This window comes from Streptomyces sp. 3-6 (assembly GCF_056323165.1).
The window spans coordinates 21,875-43,355 of record NZ_JBWHZP010000015.1; the positions used below are offsets into that span (position 1 = coordinate 21,875).

Genomic DNA, 21,481 nt, shown 5'->3' on the forward strand with positions numbered 1-21,481 from the left:
CAGCGGGTTCAGCCGCCGTCGACGGCCCGCCGCCACTCGGCGACCGCCGCGGCCGACACCGGCCCGTCCCACCCGTCGGGGCGGGCCGCCCCGCCGATGTGGAAGGCGTCGAGACCGGCCGCGAGCAGCGTGGGCACGTGGTCCAGGCGCAGCCCGCCGCCGACCAGCACCTGCTGCGCGTATCCCGGCTCACCGTGCCGTCCGGCCTCGGCGCACAGCACGGGCAGCCCCTCGTCGACCCCGGCCGGCGAGCCCGCGGTGAGGTAGGTGTCCAGGCCGGGGAGCCCGTCGAGCTGCTTGCGCAGCGCGTCCCGGTCGGCGGCGCGGTCGATGGCCCGGTGGAACGTCCACCGGCACCCGCCCAGCGCGCCGACCACCCGCTCCACCGCCGCCAGGTCCACCCGGTCGTGGGCGTCCAGGAACCCCAGGACGAACTCGTCGGCCCCGGCCCCCCGCAGCTCCCCCGCGACCCCGACGAGCCGGTCCACGTCCCCGGCGGCGAACCCGTCCGCCAGCCGCAGCATCACCCGCAGCGAGAGGTCGACCGCCTCGCGGATCCCGGCCACCGTCGCGGGGGACGGGGTGAGCCCGTCGGCCGCCATGTCGGTGACCAGCTCCAGACGGTCCGCACCGCCTTCCTGAGCGGCGACCGCGTCCTCGACGCCGAGGGCGATCACCTCCAGCACCGCACGCTTGCTCATGGGACCCCATTCATCGGTTCATCGGTGCGCCGGTATCGGTATCGGTATCGGTATCGGCACCAGACTACGACGACAGGTCTAGTCCAATCTACCCGCATCGCGAACGTCCCTCGGTCTTCTCCGGCCCCCGCTCCCTTCGGGCGTCGGTCTCTCCGGGCCTCGCTCCTTTCGGGCGTCGGCCTCTCCGTCCCACGCTCCCTTCGGCCCTCGGCCTCTCCAGGTCTCGGCCTCTCCGGCCGAAACGACGCACCCGGCGACGGCCCGGTCGTCCCGTGCGCGCCGCTGCGGCCCACCGCACCCGTACCGGCCAACGGAGCAACCGACTGCGAGCCGTTGGCGTGACGGGGACCCGAATCCGGATGTCGTTTTCGCCCCACGGACGCCCACGGCCAAACCTGCGGGCACGCATGTCATCAGACAACGCGCGTCCGCCCTCCGTTCCCGGCTCGGCCGGACCGGACTGGCGTGCGCCCTCGTGGCCGGCCTCGCCCCCGTCCTGGTCGTCGGTGCCGCTTCCGGCCCGGCCCAGGCCGCCCCGCTGCCGGGCGGCCTCGGCCCGTGTGTCCCGGGTGACTGCCCGGACCCCTACCCGGGCATCAACAACGGCCCGTTCGCCGGCCGCGACAAGGGCATCAGCATCTTCGTCGGCGACGACTTCCTGGTCCGCGGCAGGGCCGCGGAGGCCGAGGGCAGGGTCGTCGTCCTGGACACCTTCGACATGGACAAGAGCGCCGGCGGCAGCTCCGTCTACAACGTGGGCATCGTCGGGGTCGGCTCGCGGGTTCCCCCGCCGGACGGCGCCGGACTTCCTCACCACCGGCGGGGACGTGACCGTCGCCCCCCGCCAGCGGGTGATCGCCGAGGGCGGCGTCGTCCGCCACGCCGGCACGGTGACCGGCACCGTGGACGCCACCCTCGTCCAGGACCCGGACGCCGCGGTGCCGTACCGGCCGCTGCGCGACCGGCTGACGGCGGCCAGCCAGTGCTACGCCCGGGTCGACGGGGCGCCCCGCCCGGCCACGGGCACCGCGGTCAACCAGGGTTACCAGACCCTGTTCACGGGCGACGGCACCTCACCGATCCAGGTGTTCAACGTCGACTTCGACCTGACCGGCCCCGGCGGGGGCCAGCAGGGGATCGCCTTCGCCGGCATCCCGGACGGCGCCACGATCCTGGTGAACCTCGTCGGCACCGACCGCGTCGTCAACACCTACAGCGGCGGCATCGACGACGCGACCGACCCGCTCAACGCCCTCCGCGAGCGGCTGCTGTGGAACTTCCCCGACGCGACCACCGTGGACCTGACCGGCTCGGGCCATTTCCAGGGGAGCGTCCTGGTCGGGCAGCAGGCGTCCATGACGACGGTGACCCTGCCGGGCATGAACGGCCGGTTCTTCACCACCGGTTCGCTCACCCACACCAGCGCCCAGACCGGCGTCGAGTTCCACTCGTACCCCTTCGACGGCGACCTGCCGGACTGCGACGGCGACGAGCCGGTCACCGGCGAGGTGCGGATCGAGAAGACCGACGCGACGACGGGCGACCCCCTGCCGGGCGCGGTCTTCGAACTGTGGGAGGAGACCAACGGCACGGCCGGTCTCCAGACCTCCGGCGCCGACCCCGACACGCGCCTCGGCGACACCTGCACCACCGGCCCGGACGGTGTCTGCGCCCGGACCGTCGAGCCCGGCACCTAGACCGCGGCCCCCGACGGGTACGACCTCCCCGACCCGGGCGTCTTCGGCCCCCTCGTCCTGACCGGGGACGACGCCGAGGAGGGGATCCGCGTCACGGCGGAGAACACCCGCAGCGAACAGCCCGGCCCCGAGGGCTCCCTCCGGGTGGAGAAGACCGACGTGGACGACGGCGCCCCCCTCGCGGGTGCGGCGTTCGACCTCTGGCGCGAGACCAACGGGACGCCGGGACTCCAGACCACCGGTGCCGACCCGGACACCATGACGGGCCGGAGCTGCACCACGGACGCCGCCGGGACCTGCGCCTTCGACGGCCTGCCGCTCGGCGGGTACTACCTGGTCGAGACGGCCGTGCCCGAGGGCTACGAGCTTCCCGACGACCCGGTCAGCGGCCCGCACGAGCTGACCGCGGAGAACGCCGGGGACGGCGTCACCGTCGCACGCGTCAACGAGGGCGGCGGCTACGGCGACCACGACACCGGCTACGGCGACACGGGCGGCTACGGCCACGCCGGCACCGGCTACGGCGCCCACGGCAAGAAGCCCGGCGAGCACGGCACCCGGCACGCCGGCCGGTAGGCGCCACTGAGGCCGGCAGGCGCCACACCCGCGGGTGGGCGTCACGGAGGCCGTCACCGGCCGCGGGGCTTCGCCGCCCCGCGGCCGGTGCGCCGGTCACGGACCGGACGGTGCCGTCCGCCCGCCTCAGTCCCCGAAGATGTTCAGCTCCTCCGCCCGCGCCCCCGCCAGCTCGTACGACGCGCCGTGGACCGGGCGCCCCGCGTACAGGCGCACCAGGGTCGGCCCGTCGCCGATGTAGCGCGCGGGAGGCCGGTCGCCCGCGATGTCGCCGAGGCGCAGCGGCTCGTCGGCGTCGTCCAGGTCGGCGTGCAGCGGCAGGTGGTGGTCGCGGCAGGTCACGTAGGCCAGCAGCGCGAGCGCCGCGGGCAGCCGGTCGTCGCCGTAGGCTCCCGGCTCGCCGAAGGTCTCCCGGAGGTCCCCGGCGTGCACCCACTCCCCGAGGGCGAGCACGTCCAGCACGCCGCCCGCCCGGGCGATCACCGGGCCGGCCTCGGTCAGCCCGCGCTCGAACTCGTCGACGATCCGCGCGTTGCTCCAGTCGGCCCGCTCGGCGATGTCGCGGTCGTTGGACTCGGGCGAGAACACCCCCTTCTCGAACCGGTTCTCCAGCACCCGGGTGAAGGCGGACGAGCAGTGCGCCAGCACGTCCCGCACCGTCCACCCCGGACAGGCCGCGACCGGCAGCGCGAAGTCCCCGTCCGGGCGCGCCCGCAGCAGCGGCACCAGCACGTCCCGCTCGGCGACGAGCAGCCGCCCGGGCAGCTCGGGGTCACGTACGTCGTGCACATCGGCAGGAGTCGTCATGCGCCCCACGCTAGGCCCTGCCCGGCCCCGACGAGCGGAACAGCCCGGGAGAAGCCCGGTCAGTTCGCGGACGGTGCGGTGAGCGCGGCGAGTTCGCCCAGCAGCCGGGCGGCCGGCGCCGGGTCGACCAGCCACTTGAGGTGGCTGCCCGGCAACGTGCGGACGTCGTAGGGGTTGTCCGGCGTCAGCGCGTCGCCCTCGCGGATCAGCCGGTCCTGCAACGCGGGCGGCATGCTCGCGTCGTCGGCCAGCCGGACGTACGTCTTCGGCACCCTGCCCCAGGTCGCCGCCTGCGCCCGGTCGGCGGAGGTGCCGACGTCCAGGTTCTCGTCGGGCTGGAAGGTGTTGAGGAAGGTCAGGAACTCCTCGTCGGTGCCGTCGGCGAGGAAGGCGGCCTTCAACGCGGCGAGGGCGGCCGGGTCGGCGGTACGGAAGTTGACGCGGAGCAGGCCGAGTTCGGCGGGGTTCCCGGCTACCGCCAGGGCCAGGGAGGCGGCGTCCACGTCGGCCATCTCCGGCTCGGCGTAGTAGTCGCCGACGTCGAGCGCGACCGGGCACCAGGCCGCCACGTAGACGATGCGGTCGATGAGGTCCGGCCGGGCGTTGGCCGCCGCCGTGGCGGTGATCCCGCCCCGGCTGTGGGCGACGAGGACCACCGGGCCGTTCCGCTTCGCCCGCTCCAGGACACCGATCAGGTGCGCGGCGTTGTCGGCCAGCGTGACGCCCTTGATCGCCCCGGGCGCGGCGGCCAGCGCTTCGAGGTCCTGCGGCGCCTGGTAGGCGTGGGTGTACGTCGCCCCGAAGCCGTGGCCGGGCAGGTCGACGGCGACCGACCGGTGCCCCAGGAGCCCCAGTTCGGCCTGGAGCGGCGCGAAGGAGAAGGAGTTGGCGAAGGCCCCGTGGACCAGGACGAAGGTCGGTTGCACTCGGCAGCTCATTTCTTCCGGCGGTGCGGGGTGCGGATGGCTGATCGCGCATCCGCCGGTCACGCTACCGAGCGCAGGGCCGCGGCACGATCGAGTTTCGGGACGTCAGGGGGCCGTTCCCGCGGGAACGGCCCCCGGAATCCGTCGGCGGCCGGCCGACGGCGACCGGTCCCGCTCAGTGAGCGTGACGCGCGTGGGTGACGAAGGCGGACCAGGCGGCCGGGGACACCGTGAAGGTGCCCCGGCCGGTGTCCTTGGAGTCACGGACATGGACGCGGACGGGGAGGGTGGCGACCTCGACGCACTCGCCGCCCGCGCCCCCGCTGTGGCTGGACGCGTACCAGTGGAGTGCGTGGGCCTGGGACTGCTCGGTGTTCATAGGTCTCCTTGCAGCAACTTCTCGACGTGGCGCACGGATTCGGCAGGGGACAGCGCCTGTGCCCGCAGGATTCCATACCGCACGGCGAACCCCCGTACGCTTTCCCGCCTGGTGATCACACGCCCGTTGGCCTGGCTCTCCACGTACGCCACTTGTTCACCGCCCTCCGGCGTCATCATCGTGAACGGTCCGTCCGCCCCCGCGTGGTCGGTGACCCGGGTCGGCATGACCTGGATCTCGACGTGGGGGTTCTCGGCGATGTGCAGCATGTGTTCCAACTGGCCGCGCAGCACCTCCACTCCGCCGACCGGGCGGCTCAGGACGGATTCCTCGATGACGAAGCTCAGCGTCGGCGCGGGCCTGCGCCCGTAGATGCCGTGGCGTGCCATGCGCGCCGCCACCATCTGCTCGATCTCGTCCTCGCGCCGCCGTGGCCGCCACACGGTGAACATGGTGCGCGCGTACTCCCCCGTCTGGAGCAGGCCGGGCACGGCCAGCACCGCGTACGCGTGGAACTCGACGGCCTCCTCCTCGATGCGCGCCGCGTCCCGGAAGAAGGCCGGGTACCGCGTGAGGGCCACGGCCCGCTTCATGGCGAGCAGCAGCCCCCCGCCCTCCAGGGCGCTGTCGAGATGGTCGATCGTCTCCGGTCGCGGGATCCGGCGCCCTTGCTCGATGGCGGCGATCTGCGCCTCGCTGTAACCGAGTCGGGGGGCGAGTGCGGCTTGGGTGAGGCCGCGGCGTTCGCGGAGGATCTTGACCTGCCTGCCGAAGGAACGCAGCAACTCATCGGCCGGGTCCTCGGCCCGCGCCGCCTCCGCGTTCTGTGCCATGAGTGTTCCTCTCTCTCCTCACCGACAGGCACTCGCTGCACCCCTACAGACACGCTGTGTCAGGGCGTCACGACTCGTCACGGTACGCATGGACCGGCACGCTCACTGCCATGACGACCGAAACCACCCCCAACGAGCGCACCGCTCGACCGGCCGCCCCCGCCGAACACTTCTCGCTGTGCTTCAGCTCCACCCCGCGAGGTGCCCGCCTGGCCCGGCGGCTCGCCGCGCACCGTCTGGACGCGTGGGGCTTCGCCCACGACTCCGAGGTGAACGCGACCGTGACGCTGGTGGTGGCCGAACTGGTCGCCAACGCGGTGACCCACGGCCGGGTCCCGGGCCGCGACGTGCGTCTGGGCCTGACGCTGACCGCTGCCCGGGATCTCGTCCGGGTCGAGGTCCCGGGATCTCGTCCGGGTCGAGGTCACCGACTCCCGGGCCGGCGACGTGCCGGCGGCTTCGCCCGCTCCTCCCCGGGACCCGGAGGCGGAGACGGGCCGCGGGCTGTGGCTGGTGTCCCGGCTGGTGAGCCGGCTGTCCGTCGGGCCGCGCGCGGAGGGCGGGCCGGGCAAGACGGTGCGGGCGGAGCTGGACCTCGGCGGCGGCGCCCCGGCGGACCGGGGTGCCGTCGGGCGGGCCGGGGAGCCGCCGGAGGTCGTACCGACCGTCCCCACCCGGCACCATGTCCCCATGGCCGACACCGAAGACGCCGTCAACGCCCTGCGCGACCGTTTCGCCCGTGCCCTGGAGGGCGCCCGGGGCCCCGGGGGCGGCGGCCCGGACCCGTCGCCGTACGCCGACGCCCTGCTGACGCGCTGGGCGGAGCCGCAGCGGCGCTACCACACCGTCGCCCACCTGACCGCCGTGCTGGACCACGTCGACGCGCTGGCGGAGTACGCGGACGACCCGGACGTGGTCCGGCTGGCCGCCTGGTTCCACGACGCCGTGTACCTGCCGGACCGTTCCGAGAACGAGGAACGGTCGGCCCGGCTGGCCGAGCGGGCGCTGACCGAGGCCGGGGTGCCGGAGGCGAAGGTGGCGGAGGTGGCCCGGCTGGTCCGGCTCACCGTCGGCCACGACCCGGCCGACGACGACCGCGACGGGCAGGTGCTGTGCGACGCCGACCTGGCGGTCCTCGCCTCGCCGCCGTCCGCGTACGCCGCCTACACGGTGGCCGTCCGCGAGGAGTACCACTTCGTCCCGGTGGACGCCTTCCGGGAGGGCCGCGCGGCCGTGCTGCGCCAACTGCTCGGCCTGCCCCGCCTGTTCCGCACCCCGTACGGGGCGGAGCACTGGGAGGCCACGGCCCGCCACAACCTCCGCGGCGAGCTGGACATGCTGTCGACCCCGGCACCGCCGCCCGCTTAGGGTCGGCCCCATGGATGCCACGGGCGCACGACAGGTCGAGGACGCCGTCGCGGACTGCGTGAGCGCGCTGGGGGCAGCCGTCGGCCGGGACTGGCGGGCCGTACGGGCGGAAGGTCTGGAGTGGGACTGCCGGCGGACGGCGGAGCACATCGCCGACGACCTGTTCTCCTACGCGGGCCAGCTCGCCGGGCGGGCCACCGACGCCTACGTCCCCTTCGGGATCGTCCTGGAGGACGGCACCGACAACGCCGGTGCCCTGCACGTGATCCGCACGGCCGGGACCCTGCTGGCCGCCACCGTGCGCAGCACCCCGCGGGCGGTGCGCGCCTTCCACCCGTACCCGTTCCGGCACGCGAACCGCGAGGGCTTCGCCGCGATGGGGGTGGCGGAGGTGCTGCTGCACACGCACGACATCGCCGCCGGGCTGGGAGTGGCGTACGAACCGCCCGCCGCGCTGGCCGAGTTCGTGCTGACGCGCCTCTTCCCGGAGGTGCGGCCGGGCCCCGCGCCCTGGCCGACGCTGCGGTGGGCGACCGGGCGCGGGGAGCTGCCCGGCCGTCAGCGGGTGAGCGCGTGGCGGTGGAACAACACCCTGGTGGTACCGGCCGGGCGGCTCGTCCTGGAGGGCGTCACACCGGCGGCCGCCGCCGACCTGTCGGTGGGCGGGGACGGCAGCTTCGACTGGGTGGAGTCCGGGCCGTTCGACAGCACGCGGGACGCCGCCGGGGCGCTGCTCACGGCGTACCGGGAGGGCGTGCTGCGGGCGCGGTGGGGGATGTTCGTGCTGGTCCGCCGGGAGGACGACCGGGCGGTCGGCGGCATGGGGTTCCACGGCCCGCCGGACGAGGACGGCCGGGTGGAGATCGGCTACGACCTCTCCCCCGGGGCGCGCGGCCACGGGTACGCCACCGAGGCGCTGCGCGCGCTGTCGGCGTGGGCGCTGGAGCAGCCGGAGGTGACGTCGGTGTTCGCGACGACCGGACCGGAGAACCGGCCGTCCCGGGCGGTGATCGAGCGGGCCGGGTTCACCCGGCTCGCCGGGGGCGACGGCGAGGGCGGCTTCGCCTACGAACTGCGCCGCTGACCCGGGCCGCCCATGGCCGGCCCCGGGAGCGGACGGGGGGCGAGGACGCCGGGGGCGCCGTCGCTCAGGACACCCGGGGCGCCGGGGCCGCCGGGGAGCCCCGGGCCGCCGTCGCCCAGGACGCCCGGGCCGTCGGGGAGGCCGGGGAGACCCGGGCCGCCGTCGCCCAGGACGCCCGGGGCGCCGGGGGCGCCGGGGAGGCCCGGGCGGCTGCCGGGGAGGCCGAGGCCGTCGGGAAGGCCCGGGAGGCCCGGCACCGCGCTGCGGCCCGTCCCCGTGCTCGCGCCCTTGCGGCGGCGCAGCCCGGCCCCGTGCAGCAGGCGGACCACCTCGCGGCTGCTGACCTCCAGCGCGCCCGCGAGGACGGCCTCCCGGTAGCGGTGCTCGGGGATGTCGTAGTGGTCGCGTTCGAAGGCCCGGCGCGGGACGCCGAGGCGGGCGGCGAACAGGTGCAGTTCCTCGTAGGAGACGTCGCTGACGAGGTGGGACCAGAGGCGGCCGTGGCCCGGCCAGGTGGGCGGGTCGATGTAGAGCGTCATGGGGCCGGCGTGCCGCCCGTCGCCCCGGGGCCCAGCGAGCCGACCGCCGCCACCTTCACGCCCGCCTTGTGGCACACCCAGTGCGGGTCCGGGCCCAGCTCCGGCTCCACCTCCAGCGCGTGCGGGTCCCCGGATCCGCACACCGGACAGACGGGCCAGCGGCCATACCGTTCCAGCAGGGCGTCCTGCACGTCCTGGGCGACCAGCCCGGCGAGGAACGCGGCGCCCTCCGGCCACTGCTCGACCCACCACCGCCGGTGCGCGACCGACTCCTCGACCAGCGACACCACGTCCGCGTCGGCGACCTCGCGCGCGACGAGGTCGGCGAGGACGAGGGCCCTGGCCGCGTGCAGCGCCTGCTCCAGCGAACTGACGGGGGCGTTGTCGGGGTGCATGCCCCTATTGTGCGCACTCTTGACCCCGGCACCGAGCCGAAAATATCTTTCAGGGGTGACCCAGGACGTGAAGGAAATTTTCGCCCAGGACCGCGGACCGGGCGGCTCCGCATCCGCCCCGCCCGCCCCCGCCGCCCTCGCGGCCAAGGTGCGCACGCTGGCGCCGTCGATGACGCGCTCCATGCAGCGCGTCGCCGAGGCCGTCGCGGGCGACCCGGCCGGCTGCGCCGCCCTCACGGTCACCGGGCTCGCCGAGCTGACCGGCACCAGCGAGGCCACCGTCGTGCGCACCGCCCGCCTCCTCGGCTACCCGGGCTACCGCGACCTGCGCCTGGCCCTCGCCGGGCTCGCCGCCCAGCAGCAGTCCGGCCGGGCTCCGGCCATCACGACCGACATCGCGGTGGACGACCCCATCGCCGACGTCGTCGCGAAGCTCGCCTACGACGAGCAGCAGACCCTCGCCGACACCGCCGCCGGACTGGACACCGTGCAGCTCGGCGCCGCCGTCACCGCGCTCGCGGGCGCCCGGCGCACCGACGTGTACGGCCTCGGCGCCTCCGGCCTGGTCGCGCAGGACCTCACCCAGAAGCTGCTGCGCATAGGTCTGATAGCCCACGCCCCGAGCGATCCGCACCTCGCGGTGACCAACGCCGTGCAGCTGCGGCCGGGCGACGTGGCGATCGCCATCACCCACTCCGGGTCGACGGGGGACGTCATCGAACCGCTCCGGGTGGCCTTCGAGCACGGGGCGACGACCGTCGCGATCACCGGCCGCCCCGACGGCCCGGTCACCCAGTACGCCGACCACGTGCTGACCACGTCCACCGCCCGCGAGAGCGAGCTGCGGCCGGCCGCGATGTCCTCCCGGACCAGCCAACTGCTCGTCGTGGACTGCCTGTTCGTCGGCGTCGCGCAGCGGACCTATGAACAGGCGGCACCGGCCCTGTCGGCGTCCTACGAGGCCCTGGCCCACCGCCACCGCAGCGGCTCGCGGTAGCCGGGGCGGGAGGAGGCAGGCGGCACAGCGTCCCGCAGGCACGGAACAGCACGCCCCGCCGCGCGGAACGGACGGACGACCGGCCGGACGGACGGGCGACCGCGCAGAACGGACGGCCGGACCGACGGGCGGACCGACGGGCGGACAGACCGATGGGCCGGCCGGCGGCAGGACGGGCGGGAGCCGGAACGGCCCCCGGCCGGCCGCGCTCACCCCGGACGGCCGACGGCCGCCCTCCCCCTCCGCTCTCCGTCCCTTCCCCCGACTCACTCGACGTCCCGACGCCCTCCCCCTCACCACACGGCTTTCCCGCCCCCTTCTCCTCCCCACACCCCGCACGATCATCACCACCGGGCTCCCCCCAGCAGTGCCACGGCCACCGGACGGCCGCGGCCCGCCCCGGACGCACGGACCAGACCGACCGGAGAGACCGGAGACCGGAGAGACCCGCACCATGACCGACCGTCCCGCGACCACCCCCTCCTCACCCGACCACCCCGCGTGCCTTCCCGCCTCCTCGCCCGACCACACCGCGCCCGAGCGCCCCGCGTCACCCGAGCACCCCGCGCCCGGCGGGCGCCTGCCCGATCCGTCCTCCTCCCCCGCTCTGCGCGCCCAGCTGGAGACCCTGCCCACCGAGGCGTTCCGTCCGGAGCTCGCCGAGATCGACCGGCTGCCCACCCTCGACATCGCACGGCTGATGAACGGCGAGGACGCCACCGTCGCCACCGCGGTCGCCCGGCGGCTACCGGAGATCGCCGCCGCCATCGACGCCGTCGCCGACCGGATGTCCCGCGGCGGCCGGCTCGTCTACGCCGGAGCGGGCACCGCCGGCCGGCTCGGCGTGCTGGACGCCTCCGAGTGCCCGCCCACCTTCAACACCGACCCCGGGCAGGTCGTCGGGCTCATCGCGGGCGGCCCCGACGCCATGGTCACCTCCGTCGAGGGCGCGGAGGACTCCGCCGGTCTCGCCCGCGCCGACCTGGACGCGCTCGGACTGACCGCCGACGACACGGTGGTCGGCGTCTCCGCCTCCGGCCGCACCCCCTACGCCGTCGGCGCCGTCACCCACGCCCGGGCCCTCGGTGCCCTGACCGTCGGGCTGGCCTGCAACCCGGACAGCGCGCTGGCCGCCGCCGCGGACCACGGCATCGAGGTCGTCGTCGGCCCGGAACTGCTCACCGGCTCCACCCGCCTCAAGGCGGGCACGGCGCAGAAGCTCGTCCTGAACATGCTGTCGACGATCACGATGATCCGGCTGGGCAAGACGTACGGGAACCTGATGGTCGACGTGCGCGCCTCCAACGACAAGCTGCGCGCCCGCTCCCACCGGATCGTCGCCCTGGCCACCGGCGCGGACGACGCCGCCGTCGAGCGGGCGCTGACCGCGACCGACGGCGAGGTGAAGCACGCCGTCCTGGTGCTCCTCACCGACGCCGACGCCCCCACCGCCGCCCGCCTCCTCGACGAGGCCGGCGGCCACCTCCGGGTGGCGCTCGCCAAGGCCGGGGGCGCCCCAGGGGCGGACGGCTGACGCCACGGCCGGGCCGGCCGGCAGTCACCGGAGCCCGGAGGGGCGCTGTCACGGTCACGGCTGTGACAGCCTCCGGGGGCCGCTGGGATACTCGTACCGACCCCGGACCCGACCCGGACCCGACCCGGACCCGACCCCTGGCCCGACCCCGGACCGACCCGGACCCGACCCCAGGGACCGACCCGGACCGGTCCCGGAGCGACGGAGACCGAACCCCACCCCACGGAGACGGACGCCATGAACCACGCGCAGCTCACCGCACTGGGGCGTGCCCTGCGCCTCCTCGGCGAACACGGCGAGGCGCTCGGCGCCGACACACCGGACGCCAAGCTGCACGAGGTGAAGGCGGACCTGCGGCGGGCCCTGGACCTGTTGGAGGAGGGCGTCGGCTCGGCGGCGCCGAGCACCCGCTGCCCCGAGCACCCCACCGGCCCGGTCGACAAGAGCGCGCCCGACCTGTGCCTGCTGTGCGAGACGCGCCGGCGCGCCGCCCGCCGCGCCGAGTTCAACGGCCCGGCGCCGCAGCACCCGCCCGCCGAGCCCGTCCCGTCCCGCTACGGGGTGAGCGGCGACCGGCCGCAGCCGCAGCAGCGCTGGCTGCCGGAGCTGTGGAACGGCCAGGCGTGGCAGCTGTGCGGCACCCCGCGCCGGGACCGCCGCGAGGCCGAGATGTACCTCGCCGCCCAACGGCGCGGCCCCCGGCCCGCGATGGCCTACCGGCTCGTGCACGAGTTCACCGACTACGAGGTGCTGCGCGTGTGGGGCACCCCGGTGCGCGTCGACATCGAACCGATGGGCGGCCTCTGACCGCCCCACCGGCCCCACCGGCCCTACCGGCCCCACCGGCCCTACCGCGCCCCCGCCCCCGCCCCCGCGACCGCCGGCACCGGCTGCCGGGCACCGACTGCCGGGCACCGACTGCCGGGCGCCGGCTGCCGGGCGCCGGCTGCCGGGTGCCGGGTGCCGGGTGCCGGCTGTCGGCGGTCGAGGGCCCGGACACGCCCGAGGGCGGCACCCCCTGTCGTCCAGGGAGTGCCGCCCTCGGTCGTGCGTCGGACGGGTCCGATCCTCGGAAGGATCAGAAGTCCATGTCACCGCCCGGCATGCCGCCGCCGGCCGGGGCCGCGTTCTTCTCCGGCTTGTCGGCGATGACGGCCTCGGTGGTGAGGAACAGCGCGGCGATGGAGGCGGCGTTCTGCAGCGCGGAACGGGTCACCTTCGCCGGGTCGATGATGCCTTCGGCGATCATGTCCACGTACTCGCCGGTCGCGGCGTTCAGGCCGTGGCCGACCGTGAGGTTGCGGACCTTCTCCACCACGACGCCGCCCTCGAGACCACCGTTGACGGCGATCTGCTTCAGCGGGGCCTCCAGGGCGAGCTTCACGGCGTTGGCGCCGGTCGCCTCGTCACCCTCGAGCTCCAGCTTCTCGAAGACCTGGGAGGCCTGCAGCAGGGCCACGCCACCACCGGCGACGATGCCCTCCTCGACGGCCGCCTTGGCGTTGCGCACGGCGTCCTCGATGCGGTGCTTGCGCTCCTTGAGCTCCACCTCGGTCGCGGCACCGGCCTTGATGACGGCCACGCCGCCGGCCAGCTTCGCGAGGCGCTCCTGGAGCTTCTCGCGGTCGTAGTCCGAGTCGCTGTTCTCGATCTCGGCGCGGATCTGGTTCACGCGGCCCTGGACCTGGTCGGCCGAGCCCGAACCGTCGACGATGGTCGTCTCGTCCTTGGTGATGACGACCTTGCGCGCCTTGCCCAGCAGGTCGAGGGTGGCGTTCTCCAGCTTGAGACCGACCTCCTCGGAGATGACCTCGCCGCCCGTGAGGATGGCGATGTCGCCGAGCATGGCCTTGCGGCGGTCGCCGAAGCCCGGGGCCTTGACCGCGACGGACTTGAAGGTGCCGCGGATCTTGTTGACGACCAGGGTCGACAGGGCCTCGCCCTCGACGTCCTCGGCGATGATCAGCAGCGGCTTGCCCGACTGCATGACCTTCTCCAGGAGCGGGAGCAGGTCCTTGACGTTGGAGATCTTGGAGTTGGCGATCAGGATGTACGGGTCGTCGAGGACGGCCTCCATACGCTCCATGTCGGTGGCGAAGTACGCCGAGATGTAGCCCTTGTCGAAGCGCATACCCTCGGTGAGCTCCAGCTCCAGACCGAAGGTCTGGGACTCCTCGACGGTGATGACGCCTTCCTTGCCGACCTTGTCCATGGCCTCGGCGATGAGCTCGCCGATCTGGGTGTCGGCGGCGGAGATGGAGGCCGTGGAAGCGATCTGCTCCTTGGTCTCGACGTCCTTCGCCTGCTCCAGCAGGGCGGCGGAGACCGACTCGACGGCCTTCTCGATGCCGCGCTTCAGGGCCATCGGGTTGGCGCCGGCGGCGACGTTGCGCAGGCCCTCCTTGACCAGGGCCTGGGCGAGGACGGTCGCGGTGGTCGTACCGTCACCGGCGACGTCGTCCGTCTTCTTGGCGACTTCCTTGACCAGCTCGGCGCCGATCTTCTCGTACGGGTCCTCGAGCTCGATCTCCTTGGCGATGGAGACACCATCGTTGGTGATCGTGGGGGCGCCCCACTTCTTCTCGAGGACGACGTTGCGGCCCTTGGGGCCGAGCGTCACCTTGACGGCGTCCGCGAGCTGGTTCATGCCGCGCTCGAGGCCGCGCCGCGCCTCCTCGTCGAACGCGATGATCTTGGCCATGTGAAGTGGTCCCTCCAGGACTGGGGGTGATTCCTTCGGACCGCGCCCGCGCCCGCGACGGACGGCTCGCCGGCCTCGTGGTTCCTTGCCCCACACGGCCTGCGGGCCTCACCGACCCGGTCCTTCGTTGTCACTCTCACCTTCAGAGTGCTAACGCCAATGATTAGCACTCGACCCCTCCGAGTGCAAGGCGCTCCCGCGAAGCGGGCCCGTCGGAGGGTCGCGGCGCGCGGGTGCGCCCGCAGGCGTGGCCCGGGAGGGGAACAGGCGCCCCGCGGACACCTCGGCGCGAGGGCTGACGGGGCCCGTGTGCTGGGCGGATGGCGGAGGACGGGGGTGGGGAGGCACCCCGAGCGGGGGCGGCGCGGGGGTGGCACGGGGGCGCGGCCACGCCCTGTACACCTCCTCCTTCGCGCGGGGGCGCGAAGGAGGAGGGAGGCGCGCTCTCAGCGGTCGGCGAACACGGGTGTACGGCGCCGCCCGGACGGGGAGCGCGGGCGGACGGGGCGTACGCGCCGGCCACCCACCCCCGGCGAACGTCGGCGCACGGCCGGCCACCCACCCCGACGGACGGCGGCGCATGACCAGCCACCCACCCCCGGCGGACGGCACGCCGGGCCACCACTCCCGGCGAACGTCGACGCACGGCCGGCCGCCGCCCGCGCCCCCCCGTCCGTGGGGGCGTCGACGCACGGCGAGGGGCCCGCACCCCGGGAGGTGCGGGCCCCTCGTCAGCAGAACCTGCTTGCGGCTGGTAGCGCGTTCAGGCGGTGACGCGAACCATGTCGGCCTGCGGGCCCTTCTGGCCCTGCGAGATCTCGAATTCGACCCGCTGGCCCTCTTCAAGGGTGCGGTACCCGTCCATCTGGATGGCGCTGTAGTGGACGAAAACATCCGCACCACCGTCGACCGCGATGAAGCCGTACCCCTTCTCCGCGTTGAACCACTTGACGGTGCCCTGAGCCATGCCTAACTCCCCTATTACTGGCCCTTGCACAGATCCACACTTCGCGGACCCGGGTCAGACCTCACCCCCCATTGGAGTGGGGGCGTGCGCCGGAACGCGTCGACCGCGGCTGAATGTATCTGTCCAACTGCCGTCTGCAACAGGTCAATCGGACGAGAAATCTGGACGACACCGGTCCGGAATGTTGTGCAACTTCGCCCGAATTCAGGGCAAACCGGGCCGCACAAACGTCACAAAAGCCGCGAAAGGCGCACAGACTTTGGCTACTTATCGTCGGGCGAGCGGCAGGAATTCACGGTTCCCGATCGAGAGACCGGGGCCGCGTTCCCCAACCCTACCGCGTTCAATCCCATGGAATTGCCCCCTCCGTTTCTCTCACGGAGGGGGCAGCGGGTTCCACGCTCGGTAACCGAAGTTACCTACGGTAATGACCGGGCCGGATCAGCCCCCGGCGACCGCCGGAATGATCGAGACGCCGGCGCCGTCCGGCGTCGCCGTCTCCAGGCCCTGCTCGAAGCGCACGTCGTCGTCGTTGACGTAGACGTTGACGAAGCGGCGCAGCTTGCCCTGGTCGTCCAGGACGCGGGCGGCGATGCCCGTGTGGTTCTTCTCCAGGTCCTCGATGACCTCGGCGAGGGTCGTCCCCTCGGCGTTCACCTGGGCCTGCCCACCGGTGTAGGTACGCAGGATGGTCGGGATGCGGACGGTCACGCTCATGCGAGGCCAGCCTCTCGGAAGGAGTCCAGGGTGGGGCGGATGGTGGCGGTCAGGCCGGTGCCGGCGACCGCGTCGAGGGTCTTCAGGCCGTCGCCGGTGTTGAGGACGACGGTGGTCAGCGAGGGATCCAGCAGGCCGCTCTCGACCAGCTTGCGGGTGACGCCGACGGTCACCCCGCCCGCCGTCTCCGCGAAGATGCCCTCGGTGCGCGCGAGCAGCTTGATCGCGTCCACGACCTGCTCGTCGGTCACGTCCTCCACCGCGCCACCGGTGCGGCGGGCGATGTCCAGGACGTAGGGGCCGTCGGCGGGGTTGCCGATGGCGAGCGACTTGGCGATGGTGTCGGGCTTCTGCGGGCGGACGACGTCGTGCCCGGCCTTGAAGGCGGCCGAGACCGGGGAGCAGCCCTCCGCCTGCGCGCCGAAGATCCTGTACGGCCGGTCCTCGACCAGCCCCAGGTCGATCAGCTCCCGCAGCCCCTTGTCGATCTTCGTGAGCTGGGAGCCGGAGGCGATCGGGACGACGATCTGGTCCGGCAGCCGCCAGCCGAGCTGCTCGCAGATCTCGTAGGCGAGCGTCTTGGAGCCCTCGGCGTAGTAGGGGCGCAGGTTGACGTTGACGAAGCCCCAGCCCTCGCCGGCCGGGTCGCCGATCAGTTCGGAGCAGAAGCGGTTGACGTCGTCGTAGTTGCCCTCGATGCCGACGAGTTCGCCCCCGTAGACGGCGGCCATGACGACCTTGCCCTGCTCCAGGTCGTGCGGGATGAACACGCAGGAGCGGAAGCCGGCCCGGGCGGCGGCGGCGCCGACGGCGCCGGCCAGGTTGCCGGTGGAGGAGCAGGACAGGGTGGTGAAGCCGAAGGCGCGGGCGGCCTCCAGGGCCTGGGCGACGACCCGGTCCTTGAAGCTGTGCGTCGGGTTGCCGGAGTCGTCCTTGACGTACAGCCCGCCGGTGACGCCGAGTTCACGGGCCAGGTTGTCCGCCTTGACCAGCGGGGTCCAGCCGGGGTTGAGGTTCGGCTTGCCGGCCACGTCCGCGGGGACGGGCAGCAGGGGCGCGTAGCGCCAGATGTTCGCGGGTCCCGCCTCGATGCGCCGGCGCAGCTCCCCGGCCTCGTAGGACGAGAAGTCGTAGGCGATCTCCAGCGGGCCGAAACACTCCTGGCAGGCGAAGACGGGTCCGAGCGGGACGCGGTGGCCGCACTCGCGGCAGGACAGCGCGGCGGCGGGACCCAGGTCGACGGCGGGGGAACCGGCGGAACCGGCAGAGTCGGCGTTGCTTGCAACGGTCTGCACAGCCATGTGAGGCGAGGCCCTTTCTCCTCATCTTCCTCACGACGCATCTCGCCGTGAGACGGATTTGGCACCTTCCCTAGCCGGGAGCCTCGCCACGTCCGTGTGACAAGAACCGACTGGAGGGTTGCCGGGGCTTCAACGGGCCGTATCCCTCTGCCCCTCTGGATGAGCGGTGTTCAGTTGTCGCGGCGGCGACCCCGGCATGCGGGGACCGTGCGCGTTGTTCAAGACTGTAACCGACGCCCCGGGCGGTTGAGACAGTCGTCCGAAGCGCGAGATGGATCACAGGACCGGACCGGAGTGAGGAGCCGCAGACCGTGCTGGAAGAAGTCGAGCGCTGGCTGATCGACCGGTCCTGGTCCGTGGCCGACCGCCCCCTCCACGCGCTCCTGGCCGCGAAACGCGCCTCGGGGCAGACGGTGAGCGTGGTGCTGCCCGCGCTCGACGAGGAGGCCACCGTCGGCGACATCGTGGCGGTGATCCGGCACGACCTGATGCTCCAGGTGCCGCTGGTCGACGAGATCGTCGTGGTCGACTCCGGCTCGACGGACGGCACCGCCGAGGCCGCCGCGGCGGCCGGCGCCACCGTGGTCCACCGGGACGCGATCCTGCCCCGCATCCCCGCCGTGCCCGGCAAGGGCGAGGTGCTCTGGCGCTCCCTGCTGGTCACCCGCGGCGACATCGTCTGCTTCGTCGACGCCGACCTGCGCGACTTCTCCTCCGACTTCGTCACCGGCATCGTCGGTCCGCTGCTCACCGAGCCGGACGTGCAGCTGGTCAAGGCCATGTACGACCGTCCCCTGGGCGCCGCCGCCGGGCAGGGCGGCCGGGTCACCGAGCTGATGGCGCGCCCGCTCCTCAACATGCACTGGCCGCAGCTCGCCGGTTTCGTCCAGCCCCTCGGCGGCGAGTACGCGGCCCGCCGCTGCCTGCTGGAGCAGCTGCCCTTCCCGGTCGGCTACGGGGTCGAGCTCGGCATGCTGGTCGACGCCCTGCACCTGGCCGGGCTGGACGCCCTCGCCCAGGTCGACGTCGGGGTGCGCAAGCACCGCCACCAGGACGGGCGGGCGCTCGGCCGGATGGCCGCCGCCATCTACCGCACCGCCCAGCTCCGCCTGGCCCGCGGCCACCTGATCCGGCCCGCCCTCACCCAGTTCGAGCGCTCCGACGACGGCTTCGAGCCGCGCACCTACTCCGTCGACACCGAGGAACGCCCGCCCATGCGGGAGATCGCCGAGTACCAGGCGCGCCGGGTGGCCTGATCCTCGACGTTTGGGATTCCGGAGGCCGGGCTAGGTTGGTGCGTATGGCTTCCACGCATGCTGCTCAGGCTGGTCAGGGTGCCCAGGTGCTGGTCGCGTCGAACCGCGGGCCCGTGTCGTACACGGTGGACGAGGACGGTGCGCTGCGGGCCCGACGAGGTGGCGGCGGACTGGTGTCCGGGCTGTCCGCGATCGGCTCGGACGCCGACGCCCTGTGGGTCTGCTCGGCCCTCTCCGACGGCGACCGCGAGGCCGTGCGGCGCGGGGTCGGCGAGGACGGCGTGCGGATGCTGGACATCCCGGCCGACGTGCACGCCGACGCCTACAACGGCATCGCGAACTCGGTGCTGTGGTTCGTGCACCACATGCTCTACCAGACCCCGCTGGAACCCGTCTTCGACGCGGAGTTCCGCCGCCGGTGGGCGTCGTACGAGACCTACAACCGGGCCTTCGCCGAGGCGCTCGCCGAGGCGGCGGCGCCGGGCGCGGCCGTGGTGGTGCAGGACTACCACCTGACGCTCGTCCCCGGCATGCTCCGCGAGCTCCGCCCCGACCTGCGCATCGGCCACTTCTCGCACACCCCGTGGGCACCGCCGGAGTACTTCCGGATGCTGCCCGACGACATCGCCGCCCAGGTGCTCGGCGGCATGCTGGGCGCGGACCGGCTCGGCTTCCTCACCCGGCGCTGGGCGGACGCCTTCACCGCCTGCTGCGAGCAGTTCGCCGGCGGCCTCGGCGGCACCCGCGTCGGCGTGCACGGCCTCGGTGCCGACGCGGACTTCCTGCGCGCCCGTTCCCACGAGCCGGACGTCGAGGAGCGGATGGCCGCGCTGCGCGAGGAGATCGGCACCGCGCCCGACGGCACCCCGCGCCGCACGATCGTCCGGGTGGACCGCACCGAGCTGTCGAAGAACATCGTGCGCGGCCTGCTCGCCTACCGGCAGCTCCTCGACGACCACCCCGACTGGCGCGAGCGGGTCGTGCACGTCGCCTTCGCCTACCCCTCCCGCCAGGACCTCGCGGTGTACCGCGACTACACCGCCGAGGTGCAGCGGGTCGCCGAGGAGATCAACGAGCGGTACGGCACGCCCGGCTGGCGTCCGGTCGTGCTGCACGTCAAGGACGACTTCGCCCGCTCCCTGGCCGCCTACCGGCTGGCGGACGTGGCCCTGGTCAACCCGGTGCGGGACGGCATGAACCTGGTCGCCAAGGAGGTCCCGGTGGTCTCCGACACCGGCTGCGCGCTGGTGCTGTCCCGGGAGGCGGGGGCGCACGAGGAACTGGGCGAGGACGCGATCACCGTCAACCCTTACGACGTGACCGGGACCGCCCGCGCCCTGCACGAGGCCCTGACGATGGGCCCGGCCCAGCGCACCGAGCACAGCAAGCGCCTGGCCGCCGCCGCGACCGCGCTGCCGCCCGCCCAGTGGTTCGTCGACCAGCTGGACGCCCTGCGGGAGCAGGGCCCCGCCTGATCCCGGGCCCGGGCCTGGGCCCCGGCCCTCGGCCTGGGCCTTGATCCGCCGGGCGCGGGAGCCGGGCGCCGGGCCGGCACGGCCCGGTGCGGCCCGACGCGCACCCGGGGACGATCCGGCCGGTCTGCGGGTCGGGGCCACTCCGAGCCCGGCCCTGCGGGGCCGGTGGCCGTCCGGGACCGAGGTGCGCGACGACGGTCGTCCGTGCCTGCCTGCGCGCCGACGTCGGGCCGGGCAGACGTGGCACCGGGCGTGCGTGGCACCGGACGGCCGGGCAGGCGTGGCACCGGACGGACGTGGATAGGTTGGCCGTATGGGCAGCCACACCGCATCCACGGATCCGCATGCCGTCCCCGACCTGCCGACGCCCGTCACCCGGGCCGGGCGCGAAGGGCTCGACGCCCTGCTCGCCCGGCCGGGCGGGGCGCTGATCGGCCTCGACTTCGACGGCACCCTCGCGCCGATCGTGCCCGACCCGGACCGGGCGCGGGCCCACCCCGGCGCCGTGCCGGCGCTGACCGCGCTCGCCCCGAAGGTGGCCTCCGTCGCGGTGATCACCGGCCGCCCGCCCGCCGTCGCGGTCCGCAACGGCGGTTTCGCGGGGGTCGCCGGGCTGGAGCACCTGGTCGTCCTCGGCCATTACGGCGCGGAGCGCTGGGACGCCGCCACCGACACCGTCACGGCACCCGAACCGCACCCCGGGGTGGCCGCCGTGCGCCACGAGCTGCCCGGGCTGCTGGAGGGGCTGGACACGGCGCGGGGTGCCCGGGTCGAGGAGAAGGGCCGGGCGGTCGCCGTCCACACCCGGCGGGCCGCCGCACCGCAGGCCGCCTTCGAGGCCCTGCGCGAGCCGCTGACGGACCTGGCGACCCGGCACGGGCTGATCGTGGAGCCGGGCCGGATGGTGCTGGAGCTGCGCCCGCCGGGCATGGACAAGGGCGTCGCCCTCCGGGAGTACGCGCGGGAGACCGGCGCCGGGTGCGTCCTCTACGCGGGCGACGACCTCGGCGACCTCCCGGCCTTCGCGGCGGTGGACGAGCTGCGCTCCGACGGCGTCCCCGGTCTGCTGGTGTGCAGCGGCAGCGACGAGGTCCCCGAGCTGCGCGACCGCGCGGACCTGGTGGTGGACGGCCCGGCGGGCCTGGTGGACCTGCTGACCGCGCTGGCCGGGCGCATGGCCTGACGCGCACGCGGGCGGGCCGCCCGGCGCGGCCGGCCCGTCCCCGGC

At 74.1% G+C, this 21,481-nt stretch carries 20 protein-coding genes, 1 pseudogene and 1 riboswitch; of the genes and pseudogenes, 10 read left to right on the forward strand and 11 right to left on the reverse strand.

Annotated elements, in window-relative coordinates:
• Positions 1 to 8 precede the first annotated feature (8 nt).
• Complete coding sequence (locus AC02VZ_RS19495) at positions 9 to 701, reverse strand: copper homeostasis protein CutC (protein WP_432054721.1); 693 nt, start codon at positions 699 to 701, stop codon at positions 9 to 11.
• 827 nt (positions 702 to 1,528) lie between these two features.
• Between AC02VZ_RS19495 and AC02VZ_RS19500 the strand changes: the two genes are divergently transcribed.
• Positions 1,529 to 2,398, forward strand: a complete 870-nt coding sequence (locus AC02VZ_RS19500; protein WP_432054722.1) for a choice-of-anchor A family protein — start codon at positions 1,529 to 1,531, stop codon at positions 2,396 to 2,398.
• Between the two features lie 144 nt (positions 2,399 to 2,542).
• Entirely contained in the window at positions 2,543 to 2,974 is a 432-nt protein-coding gene (locus tag AC02VZ_RS19505) for a prealbumin-like fold domain-containing protein (protein ID WP_432054723.1), read from the forward strand.
• Positions 2,975 to 3,100: 126 nt separating this feature from the next.
• On the opposite strand, the gene AC02VZ_RS19510 is transcribed toward AC02VZ_RS19505, so the two are convergent.
• From AC02VZ_RS19510 to AC02VZ_RS19525, 4 genes are all read right to left on the reverse strand, one after another.
• Entirely contained in the window at positions 3,101 to 3,781 is a 681-nt protein-coding gene (locus tag AC02VZ_RS19510) for a maleylpyruvate isomerase family mycothiol-dependent enzyme (protein WP_432054724.1), read from the reverse strand.
• 59 nt (positions 3,782 to 3,840) lie between these two features.
• The gene (locus tag AC02VZ_RS19515) at positions 3,841 to 4,719 is read right to left on the reverse strand and encodes an alpha/beta hydrolase (protein WP_432054725.1); all 879 of its coding nucleotides are present in this window, start codon (positions 4,717 to 4,719) and stop codon (positions 3,841 to 3,843) included.
• 163 nt (positions 4,720 to 4,882) lie between these two features.
• Positions 4,883 to 5,086 (reverse strand): DUF397 domain-containing protein, encoded by a 204-nt coding sequence (locus tag AC02VZ_RS19520; RefSeq protein ID WP_432054726.1) that lies wholly within the window; start codon positions 5,084 to 5,086, stop codon positions 4,883 to 4,885.
• Positions 5,083 to 5,919, reverse strand: a complete 837-nt coding sequence (locus tag AC02VZ_RS19525) for a helix-turn-helix domain-containing protein (protein ID WP_432054727.1) — start codon at positions 5,917 to 5,919, stop codon at positions 5,083 to 5,085. The genes AC02VZ_RS19520 and AC02VZ_RS19525 overlap by 4 nt, the downstream gene beginning before the upstream one ends.
• A 690-nt stretch (positions 5,920 to 6,609) precedes the next feature.
• Here AC02VZ_RS19525 and AC02VZ_RS19530 point away from each other — a divergent pair.
• Positions 6,610 to 7,287 (forward strand): HD domain-containing protein, encoded by a 678-nt coding sequence (locus tag AC02VZ_RS19530; RefSeq protein WP_432054849.1) that lies wholly within the window; start codon positions 6,610 to 6,612, stop codon positions 7,285 to 7,287.
• Positions 7,288 to 7,297: 10 nt separating this feature from the next.
• Positions 7,298 to 8,371, forward strand: a complete 1,074-nt coding sequence (locus AC02VZ_RS19535) for a GNAT family N-acetyltransferase (RefSeq protein WP_432054728.1) — start codon at positions 7,298 to 7,300, stop codon at positions 8,369 to 8,371.
• 278 nt (positions 8,372 to 8,649) lie between these two features.
• Here AC02VZ_RS19535 and AC02VZ_RS19540 read toward each other — a convergent pair.
• Together AC02VZ_RS19540 and AC02VZ_RS19545 are read right to left on the reverse strand one after the other, a co-directional pair.
• Positions 8,650 to 8,910, reverse strand: a pseudogene (locus AC02VZ_RS19540) (DUF4031 domain-containing protein); the annotation flags it as partial.
• The gene (locus tag AC02VZ_RS19545) at positions 8,907 to 9,305 is read right to left on the reverse strand and encodes a hypothetical protein (RefSeq protein ID WP_432054729.1); all 399 of its coding nucleotides are present in this window, start codon (positions 9,303 to 9,305) and stop codon (positions 8,907 to 8,909) included. The gene AC02VZ_RS19545 and the pseudogene AC02VZ_RS19540, both read right to left, overlap by 4 nt.
• Positions 9,306 to 9,360: 55 nt before the next feature.
• On the opposite strand from AC02VZ_RS19545, the gene AC02VZ_RS19550 reads away from it, so the two are divergent.
• The 3 genes from AC02VZ_RS19550 to AC02VZ_RS19560 all read left to right on the forward strand — a co-directional run bounded on the left by AC02VZ_RS19550 (position 9,361) and on the right by AC02VZ_RS19560 (position 12,643).
• Positions 9,361 to 10,302 (forward strand): MurR/RpiR family transcriptional regulator, encoded by a 942-nt coding sequence (locus AC02VZ_RS19550; RefSeq protein ID WP_432054730.1) that lies wholly within the window; start codon positions 9,361 to 9,363, stop codon positions 10,300 to 10,302.
• Positions 10,303 to 10,756: 454 nt separating this feature from the next.
• A complete protein-coding gene (gene murQ, locus AC02VZ_RS19555) occupies positions 10,757 to 11,836 on the forward strand; it encodes an N-acetylmuramic acid 6-phosphate etherase (protein ID WP_432054731.1) in 1,080 nt (359 codons plus the stop codon).
• A 237-nt stretch (positions 11,837 to 12,073) separates the two neighbouring features.
• The gene (locus AC02VZ_RS19560) at positions 12,074 to 12,643 is read left to right on the forward strand and encodes a hypothetical protein (protein ID WP_432054732.1); all 570 of its coding nucleotides are present in this window, start codon (positions 12,074 to 12,076) and stop codon (positions 12,641 to 12,643) included.
• A gap of 271 nt (positions 12,644 to 12,914) precedes the next feature.
• Here AC02VZ_RS19560 and groL read toward each other — a convergent pair whose 3' ends face one another.
• The 4 genes from groL to thrC form a co-directional block, all read right to left on the reverse strand.
• A complete protein-coding gene (gene groL, locus AC02VZ_RS19565) occupies positions 12,915 to 14,537 on the reverse strand; it encodes a chaperonin GroEL (RefSeq protein WP_362101457.1) in 1,623 nt (540 codons plus the stop codon).
• A 763-nt stretch (positions 14,538 to 15,300) separates the two neighbouring features.
• On the reverse strand, positions 15,301 to 15,504 hold the full coding sequence (locus tag AC02VZ_RS19570; protein WP_004986573.1) for a cold-shock protein: 204 nt from the start codon (positions 15,502 to 15,504) through the stop codon (positions 15,301 to 15,303).
• A gap of 441 nt (positions 15,505 to 15,945) precedes the next feature.
• Positions 15,946 to 16,221: a MoaD/ThiS family protein gene (locus AC02VZ_RS19575; RefSeq protein ID WP_362101459.1), complete on the reverse strand. Its 276-nt coding sequence runs from the start codon at positions 16,219 to 16,221 to the stop codon at positions 15,946 to 15,948.
• Positions 16,218 to 17,522 carry a threonine synthase gene (gene thrC / locus AC02VZ_RS19580; protein ID WP_432054733.1) on the reverse strand — a complete coding sequence of 435 codons (1,305 nt, stop codon included), beginning with the start codon at positions 17,520 to 17,522 and terminating at the stop codon, positions 16,218 to 16,220. Before thrC ends, AC02VZ_RS19575 begins: the two co-directional genes overlap by 4 nt.
• An 18-nt stretch (positions 17,523 to 17,540) precedes the next feature.
• Positions 17,541 to 17,688, reverse strand: a riboswitch (SAM riboswitch).
• Positions 17,689 to 17,833: 145 nt separating this feature from the next.
• On the opposite strand from thrC, the gene AC02VZ_RS19585 reads away from it, so the two are divergent.
• The 3 genes from AC02VZ_RS19585 (at position 17,834) to otsB (ending at position 21,436) form a co-directional block, all read left to right on the forward strand.
• Positions 17,834 to 18,778, forward strand: a complete 945-nt coding sequence (locus AC02VZ_RS19585) for a glucosyl-3-phosphoglycerate synthase (protein ID WP_432054734.1) — start codon at positions 17,834 to 17,836, stop codon at positions 18,776 to 18,778.
• Positions 18,779 to 18,822: 44 nt separating this feature from the next.
• Positions 18,823 to 20,253 (forward strand): alpha,alpha-trehalose-phosphate synthase (UDP-forming), encoded by a 1,431-nt coding sequence (locus tag AC02VZ_RS19590; protein ID WP_476475990.1) that lies wholly within the window; start codon positions 18,823 to 18,825, stop codon positions 20,251 to 20,253.
• Between the two features lie 313 nt (positions 20,254 to 20,566).
• Positions 20,567 to 21,436, forward strand: a complete 870-nt coding sequence (gene otsB, locus AC02VZ_RS19595; RefSeq protein WP_476475991.1) for a trehalose-phosphatase — start codon at positions 20,567 to 20,569, stop codon at positions 21,434 to 21,436.
• The last annotated feature ends 45 nt before the right edge of the window (positions 21,437 to 21,481 follow it).

Coding starts and splice junctions, on each gene's coding strand:
- AC02VZ_RS19495 (WP_432054721.1), bottom strand. CDS start 701: ATGAGCAAGCGTGCGGTGCTGGAGGTGATCGCCCTCGGCGTCGAGGAC.
- AC02VZ_RS19510 (WP_432054724.1), bottom strand. CDS start 3,781: ATGACGACTCCTGCCGATGTGCACGACGTACGTGACCCCGAGCTGCCC.
- AC02VZ_RS19560 (WP_432054732.1), top strand. CDS start 12,074: ATGAACCACGCGCAGCTCACCGCACTGGGGCGTGCCCTGCGCCTCCTC.
- AC02VZ_RS19535 (WP_432054728.1), top strand. CDS start 7,298: ATGGATGCCACGGGCGCACGACAGGTCGAGGACGCCGTCGCGGACTGC.
- murQ (WP_432054731.1), top strand. CDS start 10,757: ATGACCGACCGTCCCGCGACCACCCCCTCCTCACCCGACCACCCCGCG.
- AC02VZ_RS19545 (WP_432054729.1), bottom strand. CDS start 9,305: ATGCACCCCGACAACGCCCCCGTCAGTTCGCTGGAGCAGGCGCTGCAC.
- AC02VZ_RS19515 (WP_432054725.1), bottom strand. CDS start 4,719: ATGAGCTGCCGAGTGCAACCGACCTTCGTCCTGGTCCACGGGGCCTTC.
- AC02VZ_RS19530 (WP_432054849.1), top strand. CDS start 6,610: ATGGCCGACACCGAAGACGCCGTCAACGCCCTGCGCGACCGTTTCGCC.
- otsB (WP_476475991.1), top strand. CDS start 20,567: ATGGGCAGCCACACCGCATCCACGGATCCGCATGCCGTCCCCGACCTG.
- AC02VZ_RS19525 (WP_432054727.1), bottom strand. CDS start 5,919: ATGGCACAGAACGCGGAGGCGGCGCGGGCCGAGGACCCGGCCGATGAG.
- AC02VZ_RS19575 (WP_362101459.1), bottom strand. CDS start 16,221: ATGAGCGTGACCGTCCGCATCCCGACCATCCTGCGTACCTACACCGGT.
- groL (WP_362101457.1), bottom strand. CDS start 14,537: ATGGCCAAGATCATCGCGTTCGACGAGGAGGCGCGGCGCGGCCTCGAG.
- thrC (WP_432054733.1), bottom strand. CDS start 17,522: ATGGCTGTGCAGACCGTTGCAAGCAACGCCGACTCTGCCGGTTCCGCC.
- AC02VZ_RS19520 (WP_432054726.1), bottom strand. CDS start 5,086: ATGAACACCGAGCAGTCCCAGGCCCACGCACTCCACTGGTACGCGTCC.
- AC02VZ_RS19590 (WP_476475990.1), top strand. CDS start 18,823: ATGGCTTCCACGCATGCTGCTCAGGCTGGTCAGGGTGCCCAGGTGCTG.
- AC02VZ_RS19570 (WP_004986573.1), bottom strand. CDS start 15,504: ATGGCTCAGGGCACCGTCAAGTGGTTCAACGCGGAGAAGGGGTACGGC.